This is a genomic window from Bradyrhizobium sp. Pha-3 (genome assembly GCF_042258325.1).
GTDB classification, from domain to species: domain Bacteria; phylum Pseudomonadota; class Alphaproteobacteria; order Rhizobiales; family Xanthobacteraceae; genus Bradyrhizobium; species Bradyrhizobium elkanii.
The window spans coordinates 6,622,526-6,637,834 of record NZ_CP170151.1; the positions used below are offsets into that span (position 1 = coordinate 6,622,526).

A 15,309-nucleotide genomic window follows, 5' to 3' on the forward strand; every position below is an offset into this window, starting at 1 on the left:
GGAGACGCTAACGGGCGATGAGATTTGGTCGGATCGTCACCGCGCCATGACTCATGGTTCGAGCATGATCGCCGCGCAAACGCTTCGCGTTGATCGCTTAGCTGGCCCGTCCGCCAACCCGGCCGACCCGATCCGTTTCGATCGCCCGCAGATAGTCCAGCATCAGACGGCTGGTTGCCGACAGATGCGCGGTGTCGCGGACCACGATCTTCAGCTCGCGCCGTCCCCAATCGTCGCGCAGCGGGATCGCACGAAGGCCCATCCCGGCGCCGACCACCTTGAAGGCGCGGTCGGGGATCAGCCCGAGTCCCATATTGGCCTGCACCATGCGGCAGACCGCATCAAAGCCGGGCACATTGATGCGCAGCCGCATCGCCTTGCCGGCTTGCGTCGCCGCATATTGCGAGCGCAGATAGATCGAGCTCGCGGTATGCAAGCCGATATGGTCGAAATCGAGTGTTTCGGTGAACAGCAATGTCTCGCGGCCGGCCAGCCGATGGTCCGCGCGCATCACCACCACCAGATTGTCGTAGCGATAATGGAAGGCCTCGAGCGCGCGGCTGTCGGCCTCGGCCGAGCAGATGCCGATCTCGGCTGCGCCCTCCTCGATGCCGCGCACCACCTGCCCGCTCGGCCGCTCCTGCAGATCGACGCGGAGCAATTCATGCGCGGCGAAGAAGGCGGAGAGATCCTCGGGCAGGTACTGCACGATCGCCGAGAGGTTGGCGAGCATGCGGACATGGCCGCGCACGCCTTGCGAATATTCCGACAGCTCGACCGCGATCTTTTCGACATTGAGCAGCGTCACCCGGGCGTGGTGCAGCAGCGCCTCGCCGGCCGGCGTCAGCGCCATGCCCTTGGCGAGCCGCTTGAACAGCGTGACGCCGAACGCCAGCTCGAAATCGTTCATCCGTTTCGACACCGCCGACGCCGCAATCCCCTCGCGCTGCGCGGCGCGGGTGAGGTTCTGCTCGTCGCAGACCGCGACGAACAGGCGAAGCGTTGTCAGGTCGACCCGTCGCGTCAGCGCGGTCTCCGCCGGCGTGGCGGCGCGCGGAAGGTCTGTCACGATGGAGGAGATCGGCATGGACGGCGTTCCCCGGGAAAGAACGCAGCGTAGCGCTGGAGATGGCGCGGAAGATTCCAAAGCAGTGCGGGATGGAGCGGATTGTTGGGATAGGATTCCAACAATGGTCGAGTTGGGCGGTTTTTATCCCAACCGGTCACCCGCAGCTGTCATTACGAGTGCAGTTCCTCACCGCCACCCCCGCGCAAAGACTTCGCCTTTGCACGCGGATGACGGGGTTGGATAGGCCCCTAACAAAAACGCGGCGCCGAAGCGCCGCGTTTCCGAATGCTTTGATCGCGCCTATCAGCCCGCGGCCTTGGCCGGCACGTCGCGCTGGCGCTTCATCACGATCTTGTTCAGCGCGCCGAGATAGGCCTTTGCGGAGGCGACCAGCGTGTCCGGATCGGCGGCGCGGGCGGTCATCGAGCGACCTTCATGGGCCAGACGCACCGAGACTTCGGCCTGCGCGTCGGTGCCTTCGGTCACCGCGTGCACCTGATAGAGCTCCAGCTTGGCCTCGTGCGGCACCAGGCGCTTGATACAGTTGAAGACGGCGTCGACCGGGCCGTTGCCCTCGGCCTCCTCGATCTTGATCTGGCCGTCGACGTCGAGCTTCATGGTCGCGCGCTGCGGGCCATGGGTGCCGGCGATCACGGTCAGCGAGGTCAGCTTGATGCGGTCGTGGGCGGCCGCCATCTCCTGGTCAACCAGCGCCTCGATGTCCTCGTCGTAGATGTCCTTCTTGCGGTCGGCCAGCGCCTTCATCCGCGTAAAGGCATCCTCCAGCTGGTTGGCGCCGAGCTTGTAGCCCATCTCCTCCAGCTTGTGGATGAAGGCGTGGCGGCCGGAATGCTTGCCGAGCACCAGCGAGGACTGCTTCAGGCCGACCATCTCGGGCCGCATGATCTCGTAGGTCGAGGCGTCCTTCAGCACGCCGTCCTGATGGATGCCGCTCTCATGCGCGAACGCGTTACGGCCGACGATCGCCTTGTTGTACTGCACCGGGAACGAGGTGGCCGCGGACACCACCTTCGAGGCGCGGGTGAGCTGCGTGGTGTCGATCTTGTTCCAGAACGGAAACTTGTCGTTCCGCACATTGATCGCCATCACGATCTCTTCCAGCGCGGCATTGCCGGCGCGCTCGCCGATGCCGTTGACGGTGCACTCGACCTGCCGCGCGCCACCGACGACGCCGGCCAGCGAGTTCGCGACCGCCATGCCGAGGTCGTTGTGGCAATGCACCGAGAAGATCGCCTTGTCGGAGTTCGGCACACGCTCGATCAGCGTGCGCATGAAGTGGGTGTATTCCTCCGGCACCGTGTAGCCGACGGTGTCGGGGATGTTCACCGTGGTGGCGCCGGCCTTGATCACCGCTTCGACGATCCGGCACAGATAGTCCATCTCGCTGCGGGTGCCGTCCTCGGCCGACCATTCGACGTCGTCGATCTGGTTGCGGGCGCGGGCGACCATCGCGACCGAGGTCTCGATGACCTCCTCGGGGGTCTTGTTCAACTTCACCCGCATATGCAGCGGCGAGGTCGCGATCACGGTGTGGACGCGGCCGCGGCGAGCGAACTTCACGGCTTCGGCGCAGCGGTCGATGTCGGCCGGATGGGCACGGGACAGGCCCGCGATCACCGAGTTCTTGGAGCGGCGGGCGATCTCGCTGACCGCCTGGAAATCGCCTTCCGAGGTGATCGGGAAGCCGGCCTCGATGACGTCGACGCCCATGTCGTCCAGCAGCTCGGCGACCTCGAGCTTCTCCTCGAAGGTCATGGTGGCGCCGGGGCACTGCTCGCCGTCGCGCAAGGTGGTGTCGAAAATGATGACGCGGTCCTTCTCGGACTTGTTCGCGGTGGCCATGTCAGAAATTCCTTTAAGCTTTTGCGCCCGTCATGTTGCTCCTTGAGCAATTACTTGGGCGATATCAGGGTTCGGTGATCTCGTACAAACCCCTGAGTGCCCAGGCGCAAACGCCCAGCCGGCCCTCAGGGGCAGGTAAGAAGAAGGCCGCCAATAAGCAGGGTGGGCGCTGCGGCAGGGATCGTGGCGGTAGCCTGGGCCACCTCCCCAAAGATCCCATCAATTTGGCCGCGAATCAGCATTGCCAGACCCTGTTGAGCGCCAAAATCCTCGGACAAAACCATTGACGGTTGGTTGCCGGGATGCGCTATGCGCCGTCGTTCTAGACGATTATGGCAAGCCGCCGCAATGGGTAAAGATGGTCAGGTGGGTTGACCTATCATTGCCGCATGGCCAGGCGCGTTCCACCCCTTTCTCGTCCCCTCACCTCCGCCCGCGCGAAGATGCGCGCAGGCTCGACGGCGAACGACCGTAGAGGTCGGCGAAGGCGGCGTTGAAACGGCGAACGCTGCCGAAGCCGGCGCGGAAGGCGATCGCGGTCATCGCGTCGTTGGTGGTGTCGATCAGGCGCTTGGCGCGCTGCACGCGGCGCGTGGTCGCGACCTGTTGCGGGCTGGCGCCGACATGGCGCTCGAACAGCCGCGCGAGGTGGCGCGCGGTGATGCCGAGCCGGTCGGCCAGGGCTGCGACCGAGCCGCGCTCCAGCGCGCCGCCGTCGATCAGCTTCAGCGCACGCGCAACCGTGGAGCGCGTGCCGTTCCAGGCCGGACAGAACGGCGCAGTCTCGGGACGGCAGCGCAGGCACGGCCGATAGCCGGCCGCCTCAGCCGCAGCGGCGGTCGGGTAATAAGTGACGTTGCGCGGCAGCGGATGTTTCACCGGACAGACCGGACGGCAATAGATCCGCGTGGTCTTCACCGCCGTGAAGAAGCGGCCGTCGTAGCGCGCGTCGCGCCGCAGCCGCGCAGCGTTGCAGACATCGAAGCTGAGCATGGGGCGAGTCTAGCGCATCGCGCGATCGAGGAAAGTGGCCCAAGGTGATGAGGTCCGATTCCGGCCAGCGCGACCCGCAGCGCTGACCTAGATCGATCCGATCGATCAACCCGGAGACATCGCCGTGACCAACCCGACAGCCAGGGAAACCAGCAAGCAAATTGTCCTCAACGCCTGGCAGACTTTCAGGACCCGTGACGCCAAGCTGATCGCCGCGCTGTTCGCACCCGATGCCGAATGGATCGCGCCCGCCCGCAACGCCACCGCGGTCGCGCTCGATCACGCCGACCACATGATCGGCGCTGACGCGATCGCCCGCTTCATCTCGACCGAGATGCACCGCCTGTTCTCCGAGATCGACATCGCGTTCCGCGCCGTTCATGCCGACGGCGACAGCGTCATCGTCGAGGAGCGCATGCGCGCGACGCTGCCGGACGGCCGGCGCTATGAGAATGACTACTGCTTCGTGTTCGTCATCGAGGCCGGCCGCATCAAGCAGGTGCGCGAATACATGGATACCCGCAAGGGCTGGCAGATGGTGTTCGGAGAAACCGCGGCGTGACGACTGACGGTTGACGCGGACTGTAGCGCGACTTCGTCAGAACTCGCGTGAGGGGACGCAGCGCCGAGCGGGTTCCCGGAACAGCGCAGCGGAACCCTTCCCACACCACGACACCATGACCTCGACCGAAGACAACCACGGCGCGTGTTTGTCCGAATCTATCAACCTTTGCTCAACAGGTTGCATCTAGTCTGCGGGCGACGGCCGGATGCCAAGGGTGCATCGAACGAAGCACCGGCCGTTCTCGCCGAGACGCGGACGCAACACGCGCAAGGGTGTTGCGGACAGGGGCGTGCTGAACGGGTTCGAGCGGATTTCAGCAAGACCGAAGCGGACTCACATCACGGGCCGAGAAGACGGCCACCTGGTGTCGCCGGCGCTTGGGCCGGCGATCCGGGCGATGACTTTGGTGGTTAAGGAGACATGGGGACAATGTCCGAGACAAACGCGGCCGCAGGGCTCAATCAGCGACAATTCGGCTTCAACCTCTTCCTCGTCGGATTCCTGATCCTGTTCCTCGAACTGGCCTGCATCCGCTGGTTCGCGGCCAAGGTCGTCTTCCTTCAGTTCTTCACCAATGTCGTTCTGCTCGCGTCCTTCCTCGGCATGTCCTGCGGCTGCCTTGCCGCGCGTCGCGGCACCAACTGGCTTGGACTGTTTCCCGGAGTGGCGCTTCTGACATTTGCCAGCGCGTTCCTGATCATGGTGGCATATTCCAATTGGGGCGGGCTGGTGGTCGACGTCGGCCATCAGGCATCGCCGCAGGAAGTGTTTTTCGGCACCGAAGCCCGCAAGCCCGACCTCGCGACATTCGTGGTGCCGATCGAGGCGATCGCCGGGCTGTTCTTCGTCCTGATCGCACTGATGTTCGTCGGCCTCGGCCAGACGCTGGGCCGCGCCTTCGACGCCTATCCCGATCGCGTCGCCGGCTATTCCCTGAACATCGGCGGCAGCCTTGCAGGCATCATCGGATTCTCGCTGTTGTCGTTCGCGCAGGCACCGCCATTGCTCTGGTTTCTGGTCAGCTTCGTCGGGATCGCCTACCTGCTCTATCAGGACAAGGGCCTGTCGATCGTTCGCCTCGCGACGCTCGTCATCGTGGCGGCCTTTACCGGGATCTATACCGGCACCGACAGTTCCGACGTCCATGAAAACCGCTGGTCGCCCTATTACGCCGTCGACTGGAATAGATCGAACGACGTGATCACCGTCAACAATATCGGCCATCAGGAAATGATGCCGTTCAGCGAACGCGGCTCGTCCTATTCGCTGATCCATCTGCTGCAGAAGCACAGCGGCGGCACGCCGTTCAAGGATGTCATGATCATCGGCGCCGGCTCCGGCAACGATCTGGCGCATGCCTTGCGTTTCGGCGTCGAGCGCATCGATGCGGTCGAGATCGATCCCGTGATCCAGGACATCGGCATCCACAACCACTCCGACAAGCCGTATCAGGATCCGAGGGTGGTGCCACATCTCGACGACGGCCGGCATTTCCTGCGCACCACCGAACGCAAATACGATCTGGTCGTCTACGCGCTGGTCGACTCGCTGATCCTGCACAGCGGCTACGCCAACATTCGTTTGGAAAGCTATCTGTTCACCGAACAGGCCTTCCAGGACGTCCGCCGCGTGCTGAAGCCGGACGGCATCTTCGTGATGTACAACTACTATCGCCAGGGCTGGATCGTGCAACGCGTCGCCGCGATGGCGAAGCAGGTGTTCGGCTGCGATCCGCTGGTGCTGCCGCTGCCCTACAAGGAAGCGCTGACCTCGTCCGAGGCGGTCGGCTTCACCACCATCATCGCGGGCTGCATCCGCGCATCTCGACCGCGTTCCGCGACCGCGGCCAGTTCTGGCTGAACAGCCTGCCGCCGGAAAATCTGTCGGTCGACGGCTTCGACAAGCCGCAAGACAAGGCACAGGACAAGGTGCAGGACAAGTCAGCCGCGCCGCGCGGCGACTGGGTGCCGCTGGCGCCGGCGAAACTGGTCGTCGACAATGAAGGCGCCAGGCAATCGACCAGCGACGACTGGCCGTTCCTCTATGTCAGCGGACGGCTGATCCCCGATCTGACCGTCCGCTCGATCATCCTGCTCGGCGTGCTCGGGCTCGGCCTGGTCTATCTGTTCAAGCCGAAGGGGGCCTGGCGGCCCAACAACCGGATGTTCTTCCTCGGCGCGGCCTTCATGCTGCTGGAAACCAAGGCAGTCGTGCAGATGGCGCTGCTGTTCGGCAGCACCTGGCTGGTCAACTCCGCGGTGTTCTTCACGGCGCTCGTGCTGATCCTCGCCGCCAATCTGTACGTAATCAAGGTGCCGTCCACCCGGCTGGTGCTGCATTATGCCGGCCTCCTGGTGCTGCTGGCGGTCTCGGTGCTGGTGCCGCTGGATACGTTCCTGAGCGGCGGCATCGTCTGGCGCTACGTGATCCCCTGCGCGCTGGCGCTTGGCCCGATGTTCTTCGCCGGCGTAATCTTCGCCCGCTCGTTCCGCGACGAAGCCAATCCCGACCAGGCGTTCGGATCCAACATCGCGGGATCGGTGATCGGCGGCCTCGCCGAGTCGTGCTCGACGCTACTCGGCTTCCGCTATCTCCTGATCGTCGCGATCGGCTTCTATCTGCTGTCGGCGTGGGCGCCGGCGCGGAAGGCGTAGCGGCGACTAGCGCTTGACGTCGCACGGGGTAAGGGATGCACGGCGGCAGGGTTCCCCCGTCGGGGGGGGGGGCGCCCTGCCAAAATATCGAAAACAACCCCATGCACAGTAGCCGGCGGCTGCCCGGCGTTAGACATGGCAACTTGACACGTCGGGCAAATCAGTCTTATTTTTCCATTATTCCGAAATTGCGCAGCTCCGCGGCCATGGCGTATCGGAAAGCCCTGCTGCGTCGCTTCCCTGCGGCCACCCGTTGCGACACCCACCGTTGAGTCCGTGACTCCTCCGACACGTCGTCCCTGCGGAAGCAGGGACCCATACGCCGCAGCGGTCCTTGTCGCAGGGACTCGTCGTTCCAGCATCGGCCAACAATGGCGGTTGTGGTTATGGGTCCCTGCTTCCGCAGGGACGACGGTAAGGATGGTTCCCGATCGCAGTTGGCCACGAGCGAAAGGAAACCGCGCCGCTACTTTTTGCGCCGCCTACTTCTTCGCGGGTATCTTCTTCTCCGCCGTGCCCTTGCCTTCCGCCTCCAGCGCCGCGCGGACGCGCTTGAATTCGCTTAAGTCGGCCTTGTCGACTTCGGGGAATTTCAGGTCGAGGCTGTCGAGCGCATTGACGATGGTCGAGCCGATCACCACGCGGGCGAACCATTTGTGGTCGGCGGGCACGATGTGCCAGGGCGCCTCTTTGGTTGCGGTGTGATGGATCATGTCCTGATAGGCGGCCTGATATTTGGCCCACAGCTTGCGCTCGGCGACGTCGGCCATCGAGAACTTCCAGTTCTTGGCCGGCTCCTCGAGCCGGTCGAGGAAGCGCTGGCGCTGCTCCTCCTTGGAGACGTTGAGGAAGAATTTCAGGATCACGGTGCCGTTGCGCGACAAATAGCGCTCGATCGCCGCAATGTCCTCGAAGCGCTCGCGCCAGATGTCCTTGGTGACGAGGCGCTTCGGAATCTTCTGCTTGTCGAGCACCTCGGGATGCACCCGCACCACCAGGCACTCCTCGTAATAGGAGCGGTTGAAGATGCCGATGCGGCCGCGCTCCGGCAGCGCGATCATCGCGCGCCACATGAAGTCGTGGTCGAGCTCCCTGGTCGAGGGCTGCTTGAAGGAGGAAACCTCGCAGCCCTGCGGATTGACGCCCTCGAACACGCTCTTGATCGCGGAATCCTTGCCGGCGGCATCCATGCCCTGGAAGATCAGCAGAAGCGACCAGCGGTCCTGAGCGTAGAGCTTCTCCTGGAAATCGTTGAGCCGCTTGCGGTTGGCCTCGATGATCTTGCCGCCGGCGTCCTTGTCGATGCCGCCCTTCTCGGCGGTCGGATACGATTTAAGGTGAAATTCGCCCGACCCGTCGAAGCGGAACGGCGCGACGAAGGGCTTCAGTTCATCGGCGAGCGATGGGGACGGTTTGTTGCTCATGGCTTCTCGACGGCTTGCGTGGCGACTTGATCCGGTCGATCACGCTACCAAGAATGCCCTTGGGCAGGAAGATGATGAACAGCACCAGCAGCACGCCATAGACCAGATTGTCCCAGCCGACCGCCTTGGTGCCGAAAGAGATCCGCAGCACCTCGGCCAGCACGATGGTGATGACGGCGCCGACCGTCGGCCCCAGCGCGACATAGACGCCGCCGACGATCGCCGCGAACACCATCTGCAGGGAGACCGCGATGCCGCTCACCGTGTCGGGCGAGATGAACATCTGGTACTGGCAGTAGAGCGCACCCGACAGCGCGGTCATCAGCGCGCTGATCAGGGTGATCTTGAGCTTCTCGGCGGTGACGTTGACGCCGGCCGCCGCGGCGGCATCCTCGTCCTCCGAGATCGCCTCCATGGCATGGCGGATCATGCTGCGATCGATCGCGCGCCAGATCACGAGGCCCAAGACCCAGACCGCGAGCGCGATCAGATACCAGGTGGTCTTGTCGTCGAATTGCAGCGCGAGCAGCCCCTTGCCGCTCGGCGCGCGCTGCGGCGTGTAGCCGAGCGAGCCGCCGGTATAGTCGCGGGTCGCGGTGATGACCTGCAGCACGATGCCCGACAGCGCCAGCGTCACCAGCACGAAATAGTGCCCGGTGATGCGAAAGCGAAAGCAGGGATAGGCGACGACGAGTGCGAGCACGCCGGCGGTCGCCATGCTGAGTGGAATGCCGATCCAGGGCGACACGCCGAGATGGTTCCACAGCAGCGCGGTGACATAGGCGCCGATGCCCATGAAGCCGCCATGGCCGAGCGAGACCAGGCCGAAGCGCCCCATGATCGACCATGAGGTGTAGGCGAACGACCAGATCAGGATCAGCACCAGCACGTGCAGATGATAGGGATCGCGATGCACGAAAGGCACCGCGACGAGCGCGAGCAGCGCGATGATCCAGCCGGCGGCTTGCCTGTTCACGAGCGCCTCGCCAGGAGGCCCGCGGGCCGGATGAACATCATGACGATGAAGAAGGCAAAGGCCAGCACGTAGCCCCATTCCAGATCGGAGAACAGGCCGCCGAGCGAGATGATCTCGGCGAACACGAAGGCGGCGATGAAGCCGCCGATGAAATTGCCGAGCCCGCCGAGCACGCAGATCAGGAAGGTGATCGGCCCGAACGACAGGCCGACGAACGGATGCACGTCATATTGCAGCACCAGCAGGCAAGCGGCGAGGCCGGCGAGCCCGCCGCCGATCGCCGAGGTGACGAGATAGATACGCTTGGGGTCGACGCCCATCAGCGGCATGATCTGGCGGTCCTGCGCGATGGCGCGGATCGCGGTGCCGGTGAAGGTGCGGGTCAGGAACAGATAGACGCCGATCATGCCGAGCAGCGCGGCGGCGAACGACAGCAATCGCGCGTAGCTGAAATTCATCTCGCCGAGCGCGAGCACCGGCAGGCGGATGCCGAGATTGCGGAAGTCGATGCCGAAGGCGACGGTGGCAAAGCTCTGCAGGATGAACAGCACGCCGCCGGTGGCGAGCAGCTGGTTGATCGGCGGCGCGGTCAGGAGCGGCGCGATCACGAGGAAATGCAGTGCGGCGCCGAGCAGTGCGACCAAGAGGATGACGAGCGGGGCGGCGGCCCAGTACGGCAGGTGAAAAACCTGCACGAGATAGTACATGCCGTACATGCCGATCATCACGAGTTCGGCGTAGCAGATCCAGGTGACGTCGATGACGCCGAAGATCAGGTTGAGCCCGAGCGCGAGCAGCGCCAGCACGCCGCCGAGCAGGATGCCGTTGATGACGGCCTCCAGCAGGTAGATGTCGAAGATGTCGAGGAAGGATTGCATGCTGGCTGCCTTTCTTACCTCTCCCGCGTGCGGGGGAGGTCGGATCGCATCTTTAGATGCGATCCGGGTGGGGGCTTTCTCCTCCGAAAGAGTGTCGCGAGGGGCGAGACCCCCACCCCGGCCCTCCCCCGCAAGCGGGAGAGGGAGTAGAGCGTCCTCGCGGCAATCATCCCGGCCAATCCAATCATCCTCACACCCCCAAATACGCCTGCTTGATGGTGTCGCTCGCCGCGAGCTCCGCCGCTGCCCCGGCGGCGCGGATGCTGCCGGCTTCCAGCAGATAGGCGCGGTCGACCACGCGCAGCACCTGCTGCACGTTCTGCTCGACGATCAGGACCGTCAGGCCGCTGGCGCGGATGCGCTTGACGAGCTCGAACACCTGCTGCACCACGACCGGCGCGAGCCCGGCCGACGGCTCGTCGAGCAGCAGCAGTTTCGGGTTCGACATCAGCGCACGGCCGATCGCGCACATCTGCTGCTCGCCGCCCGACATGGTGCCGGCCATCTGGTGCTGGCGCTCCTTCATGCGCGGAAACAGCTCGAACACGAACTCCAGCCGCTCGGCGTAATGCGCGCGAGCGCCGGGCATGTAGGCGCCCATCTTCAGGTTGTCGGCGACGGTGAGCCGCGGAAACAGCCGGCGATTCTCCGGCACATGCGCGATCCCGAGGCTGACGATGCGATGCGGGGGCGTCGCGACGACGTTCACGCCTTCCATCGCAATCGTGCCCCTGATCGGGCGGATCAACCCGGAGATCACCCGCATCAAGGTGGTCTTGCCGGCGCCGTTCGGGCCGATCACGCCGACCGCCTCGCCCGCCTTGACGTCGAGGCTGACGTCGAACAGCGCCTGGAAGCTGCCATAGCCCGCGTCGATCGATTTCAACTCCAGCATGCGCTCACGCCCCGATCCGGCGCCGCGCCTGGGCTGCGGCCGCGGCCGCGAGGCTCGCATCCGCATCGGTGCCGAGATAGACCTCGATCACTTTTGCGTCGCCGGCGACATCGGCCGGCAGGCCCTCGGCGATCTTCTCGCCGTGATCGAGCACCATCACGCGATCGACCACGCGCATCAATACGCCCATGATGTGCTCGACCCAAATGATGGTGATGCCGAGCTCGTCGCGGATCCGGCGCAGCATGTCGGCGGCCTGGTCCATTTCGGCCTCGTCGAGGCCGCCAAGGCTCTCATCCGCGAGCAGCAGTTTCGGGCCGGTGGCCAGCGCCTTGGCGAGCTCGAGCTTCTTCAACCCGGCGGCGCCGAGGCCCTCGACGCTGGCGTTGCGATCGGTCGGCAGCCCGACCATCGCGAGCGCCCGCTCGGCGCCGTCCTCGGCCTTGCCGCGGCTGTGGCGGCCCTGCCCGTAGAAGCCGGCGAGCACGACGTTCTCGAAGATGCTGAGGCGATGGAACGGCCGCGGGATCTGGAAGGTTCGGCCGATGCCACGGTTGATGATCCGGTGCGGGGCGAGCCCCGCGATCTCGTGGCCGTCGAACAGGATCGAGCCGGAAGTCGGCGGCAAGGTGCCCGAGAGCATGTTGAAGATCGTGCTCTTGCCCGAGCCGTTCGGGCCGATCAGGCCGAGGATCTCGCCCTGCTCGACGCGGAACGACACGTTGTTGACGGCACGAAAGCCGCCAAACCGCTTGACCAGGCCTTCGACGGCGAGCACGGCAGTTCCCTTCGCGAGTGCTAGAGCAGGATAGAGTCAGGTGGAAACAGCTTGGCCGCAGACTCGCTGCACCTCTCCCGCTTGCGGGGGAGGTCGGAACGCATCGAAGATGCGGTCCGGGTGGGGGCTCTCTCCACGATACGATTCGTGGACAGAGCCCCCACCCCAACCCTCCCCCGCAAGCGGGAGAGGGAGCGCGGTTCGTTTGTGGCTACTGTCCGACCTAACCTCATCTTGCGCGAGCTATTTGTAGCTGTAGGTGGTGCCGGCCGGCAGCGGCAGCTCGGTCTCGCGCTGCATCTGGCTCTTCGGCCACACCACATAGGACTTGTCGTCGATATATTGCAGCACCACCGGGAACGAGCGCGCGTTCTGCCCGGCATACTGCTCTCCCTCGCCGTAGAACTTCACGCCGTAGCCGAGCATGGTGCCGCCCTCGGGAATGTCGGTGTCGAGCGCGGCCTTGCGCAGCGCATCCGGATCGACGCCGCCATACTTCTTGATCGCGCGCGGCAAGACGTCGTCGAGGAAGACATAGGCGTTGGCCGCGCCGATGCCGACATGGGCGGAGCGGATCGGCACGCCAGGCTTCAGCCGGTCAAACTCCTCGCCGACCATCTTGATGACCGGCGGCAACTTGGGATCCATGCTCTTCTGGTTGGCAAGCCAGATCGAGATCGGGTCGGTGTTGAAGAGATAGTTGGCGTCGGCGCCGAGGCCTTCCTTCAGCTTCTCGTAGACGCCGTAGCCCGCGCCATGGCCGACGATGGCGCCGAACTTCAATCCCTGCTCGCGGGCCTGGCGGAACAGCAGGGTAATGTCCGGATTGTAGCCGGTGTGGAAGATCACGTCGGGCTTGGCGCGCTTCAGCTTCGTGACCAGCGCCGACAGATCGGGCGCGGTCGCCGAATAGCCCTCCTTGAGCACGATGTTGAAGCCGGCCTTCTTGGCGCCGGCCTCATTGCCCTTGGAGACGTCGACGCCATAGGCACCGTCCTCATGGATGATGGCGACGCGGAGGTCCTTCGGCTCCTTGCCGAACTTGGACATGGAGTATTGCGCGATGAAGTCGGTCGTCATCATGCCGTACTGGTTGCCGGCAGCCTGCGGACGGAACACGTATTTGTAGTTCTTGCCGTCGAACACGCCGGAAGAAATGCAGGTCGTGATCCACATGAACTTCTTCATCTGCTCGACCCGCGCCGACACCGGCACGCATTGCGCCGAGGAGAAGAAGCCCATCACCATGTCGACCTTTTCCTGCTCGAGCAGGCGGACGGCCTCGTTGATCGCAATGTCGGGCTTGCTCTGCGCGTCGGCATAGACGGCCTCGACCTTGTAACCCTCGACGCCGGTCTTGGCGTAATGGTCGAGCATGATCTTGACGCCGGTGTATTGCAGCTCGGAGCCGCCGCCGGCCAGCGGTCCGGTCAAATCGAAGATCACGCCGATCTTGATCTTCTTGTCCTGCGCATGCGCTGCATTGGCCACACCAAGCGCCGCAAGCGCGACAGATAGACCCGCAAGCCAGCGGGCAGCCCTCCTGACCGGCATGAATCCCTCCCCAGAGATTGTGCACTGCATTTTTTGTTGTCGTGCCGCCCTATCACAGGGGGAGCGGCCGATGATGTCAAGCGCGATGGCTGCGTCCGCACCGCGCAGGCTTGCGCAAAGTTTCGGCGGAATGGTGCCGACGCGCGGTGCCGGGGCGCGCGCGTGGCGGCGGCAATTTATCCGCGGGGCCGTTCCATGCCGGCCCGTTTGATGGCCGCGAGCAAGATATCGCTGTCCGAGACAAGAAAATCGATCAGGCTTTTGGCTGCTTCCGGCGCCTGCGCGTCGCTGACGATCGCGGCCGTGAAGGTCTGCACCAGCTGGAGATCCGGCGGCAGCAGACCGACAACTTCGATGCCGCTCTCCTGAACCAGTTCGCTGGTCGGGCCGATCGAGAGATTTGCCTTGCCTGCTCTCAGCGCTTCGGCCGCCTCGGTTCCGCGCGCCTCGAGGGTGAGCCTGACCGTGTCCGGCAAGTTCAGCCTGGGGAAAACCTTGTCGCGGACGTATTGTCCGCTCGTGCTGCTCGGCGCCACCACCTGGCCGGCGTCGATCAAGGCTTTCCTGAGCGCGACATCATTGCCGATGTCCGGCTTGCGAGAGTCTGCTCGAACCGCAGCGGCCAAAGGTGCCGTCGCCAGTCCTGCTTCCGATCCCGCACGAATTCGGCCGTCTTCGGTCAGACTTCGAAGTCCCTCGCGCGAAAGAATAACCACGTCCGCTTTGGTGCCGTGCGCAAGCTGGTGCCGGATCGTCTTCGGACCGGTGCCCTCCGACGCGCCAGATCCAGTCTCCACCCTGATGCCCGTGCTTCGCTCGAATTCAGGCAGCACGTCGCGGTAGACCGCGGCGAAACCACCCGAAATGATGACCTTGATCGTTTTGGGGCCATCGGCGATTGCCGGTGTCAATGCAGCGGCAGCGGTGGCTTGCTCGGTCATTGCGCATTCCTTTGCCTAGGCCGGCAGCTGCGTCTCGATGAACGCGGTGACGAAGCGCGGCATTGCGGGAGTGAGATCGGCGCGGCTGCGCACCAGATGGATGCCGGCAAGCTCGGGATTTGCCTGGCGTGCGAGATTGGCCTCGATCCGCGCCCGCAGCGCGTCACCGGGCATATCGACGCGCAGGATCTGCATCATCGCAAGCGCAGGCCCGGTGTAGATGCAGTGCCAGTCGGCGTCGCCGCGGCAATCCGACGGCAACAGCCCCGTCTCCTCCTCGAGTTCGCGCATCACGCTGCCGGCGATATCCACCGTCTCGCCCCTGATATCGTCGAGATCGGGCGTCCCTGACGGAAAATAGATACGCCCGGCATTCGCGGTCTGCTCGCCCATCACCCCGCACACGAAGGCGCCGTCGCTGGCGAGCAGCGCGCCCATGCCGAAACCGTTGAACACCTCGCTGTCCGGAAAGCCCCAGTCGCGCCAGGCGAGGAAACTCGCAAAATCGGTCTCGAAATAGCTCGCGCTAAGCCGCTCGCCGGCGAAGACCGGATCGCGCCCGAGCAGGACGCGGCCGTTCCACAGGTTCGGGTTCAGCCGCTGCTGCTCGGCGAAATGCGCGTCAATCTCGGCACGCCGCTGGTCCGCGAACGGCCACGGACGCCGCTGCAAGGCAAGGTCGAGCGCGGTGACACGACAAATGAGCGGAGACTGCATAT

Annotated in this window: 14 protein-coding genes; 3 read left to right on the forward strand and 11 right to left on the reverse strand. The window is 64.5% G+C overall.

Annotation, left to right across the window (positions count from 1 at the left end; all coding sequences use genetic code 11):
- Positions 1–97: 97 nt before the first annotated feature.
- The 3 genes from ACE10X_RS31715 to ACE10X_RS31725 all read right to left on the reverse strand — a co-directional run bounded on the left by ACE10X_RS31715 (position 98) and on the right by ACE10X_RS31725 (position 3,925).
- Entirely contained in the window at positions 98–1,087 is a 990-nt protein-coding gene (locus tag ACE10X_RS31715) for a LysR substrate-binding domain-containing protein (protein ID WP_375763368.1), read from the reverse strand.
- 285 nt (positions 1,088–1,372) lie between these two features.
- Positions 1,373–2,932, reverse strand: a complete 1,560-nt coding sequence (locus ACE10X_RS31720; protein ID WP_038383406.1) for a 2-isopropylmalate synthase — start codon at positions 2,930–2,932, stop codon at positions 1,373–1,375.
- A 423-nt stretch (positions 2,933–3,355) separates the two neighbouring features.
- On the reverse strand, positions 3,356–3,925 hold the full coding sequence (locus tag ACE10X_RS31725) for a bifunctional transcriptional activator/DNA repair enzyme AdaA (RefSeq protein WP_038383405.1): 570 nt from the start codon (positions 3,923–3,925) through the stop codon (positions 3,356–3,358).
- A gap of 124 nt (positions 3,926–4,049) precedes the next feature.
- Between ACE10X_RS31725 and ACE10X_RS31730 the strand changes: the two genes are divergently transcribed.
- The 3 genes from ACE10X_RS31730 (at position 4,050) to ACE10X_RS31740 (ending at position 7,144) form a co-directional block, all read left to right on the forward strand.
- Positions 4,050–4,487 carry a nuclear transport factor 2 family protein gene (locus tag ACE10X_RS31730; protein WP_038383404.1) on the forward strand — a complete coding sequence of 146 codons (438 nt, stop codon included), beginning with the start codon at positions 4,050–4,052 and terminating at the stop codon, positions 4,485–4,487.
- Between the two features lie 432 nt (positions 4,488–4,919).
- Positions 4,920–6,350, forward strand: coding sequence for a hypothetical protein (locus tag ACE10X_RS31735; RefSeq protein WP_051002859.1), 1,431 nt, complete (start codon positions 4,920–4,922; stop codon positions 6,348–6,350).
- A 68-nt stretch (positions 6,351–6,418) separates the two neighbouring features.
- A complete protein-coding gene (locus ACE10X_RS31740) occupies positions 6,419–7,144 on the forward strand; it encodes a hypothetical protein (RefSeq protein ID WP_375763369.1) in 726 nt (241 codons plus the stop codon).
- A gap of 482 nt (positions 7,145–7,626) precedes the next feature.
- On the opposite strand, the gene ACE10X_RS31745 is transcribed toward ACE10X_RS31740, so the two are convergent.
- The 8 genes from ACE10X_RS31745 to ACE10X_RS31780 form a co-directional block, all read right to left on the reverse strand.
- Positions 7,627–8,568 (reverse strand): polyphosphate kinase 2 family protein, encoded by a 942-nt coding sequence (locus ACE10X_RS31745; RefSeq protein ID WP_038383402.1) that lies wholly within the window; start codon positions 8,566–8,568, stop codon positions 7,627–7,629.
- Positions 8,534–9,544 (reverse strand): branched-chain amino acid ABC transporter permease, encoded by a 1,011-nt coding sequence (locus ACE10X_RS31750; protein ID WP_018272974.1) that lies wholly within the window; start codon positions 9,542–9,544, stop codon positions 8,534–8,536. Before ACE10X_RS31750 ends, ACE10X_RS31745 begins: the two co-directional genes overlap by 35 nt.
- On the reverse strand, positions 9,541–10,422 hold the full coding sequence (locus tag ACE10X_RS31755) for a branched-chain amino acid ABC transporter permease (RefSeq protein ID WP_038383400.1): 882 nt from the start codon (positions 10,420–10,422) through the stop codon (positions 9,541–9,543). The genes ACE10X_RS31750 and ACE10X_RS31755 overlap by 4 nt, the downstream gene beginning before the upstream one ends.
- Before the next feature lie 190 nt (positions 10,423–10,612).
- Positions 10,613–11,317, reverse strand: coding sequence for an ABC transporter ATP-binding protein (locus ACE10X_RS31760; RefSeq protein ID WP_038383410.1), 705 nt, complete (start codon positions 11,315–11,317; stop codon positions 10,613–10,615).
- Positions 11,318–11,321: 4 nt separating this feature from the next.
- Positions 11,322–12,095: an ABC transporter ATP-binding protein gene (locus tag ACE10X_RS31765; RefSeq protein ID WP_375763370.1), complete on the reverse strand. Its 774-nt coding sequence runs from the start codon at positions 12,093–12,095 to the stop codon at positions 11,322–11,324.
- A gap of 243 nt (positions 12,096–12,338) precedes the next feature.
- A complete protein-coding gene (locus ACE10X_RS31770) occupies positions 12,339–13,649 on the reverse strand; it encodes an ABC transporter substrate-binding protein (RefSeq protein ID WP_038383398.1) in 1,311 nt (436 codons plus the stop codon).
- 176 nt (positions 13,650–13,825) lie between these two features.
- A complete protein-coding gene (locus ACE10X_RS31775; protein ID WP_038383397.1) occupies positions 13,826–14,590 on the reverse strand; it encodes a substrate-binding domain-containing protein in 765 nt (254 codons plus the stop codon).
- Between the two features lie 15 nt (positions 14,591–14,605).
- Positions 14,606–15,307: an NUDIX hydrolase gene (locus tag ACE10X_RS31780; protein WP_038383396.1), complete on the reverse strand. Its 702-nt coding sequence runs from the start codon at positions 15,305–15,307 to the stop codon at positions 14,606–14,608.
- Between the last annotated feature and the right edge of the window lie 2 nt (positions 15,308–15,309).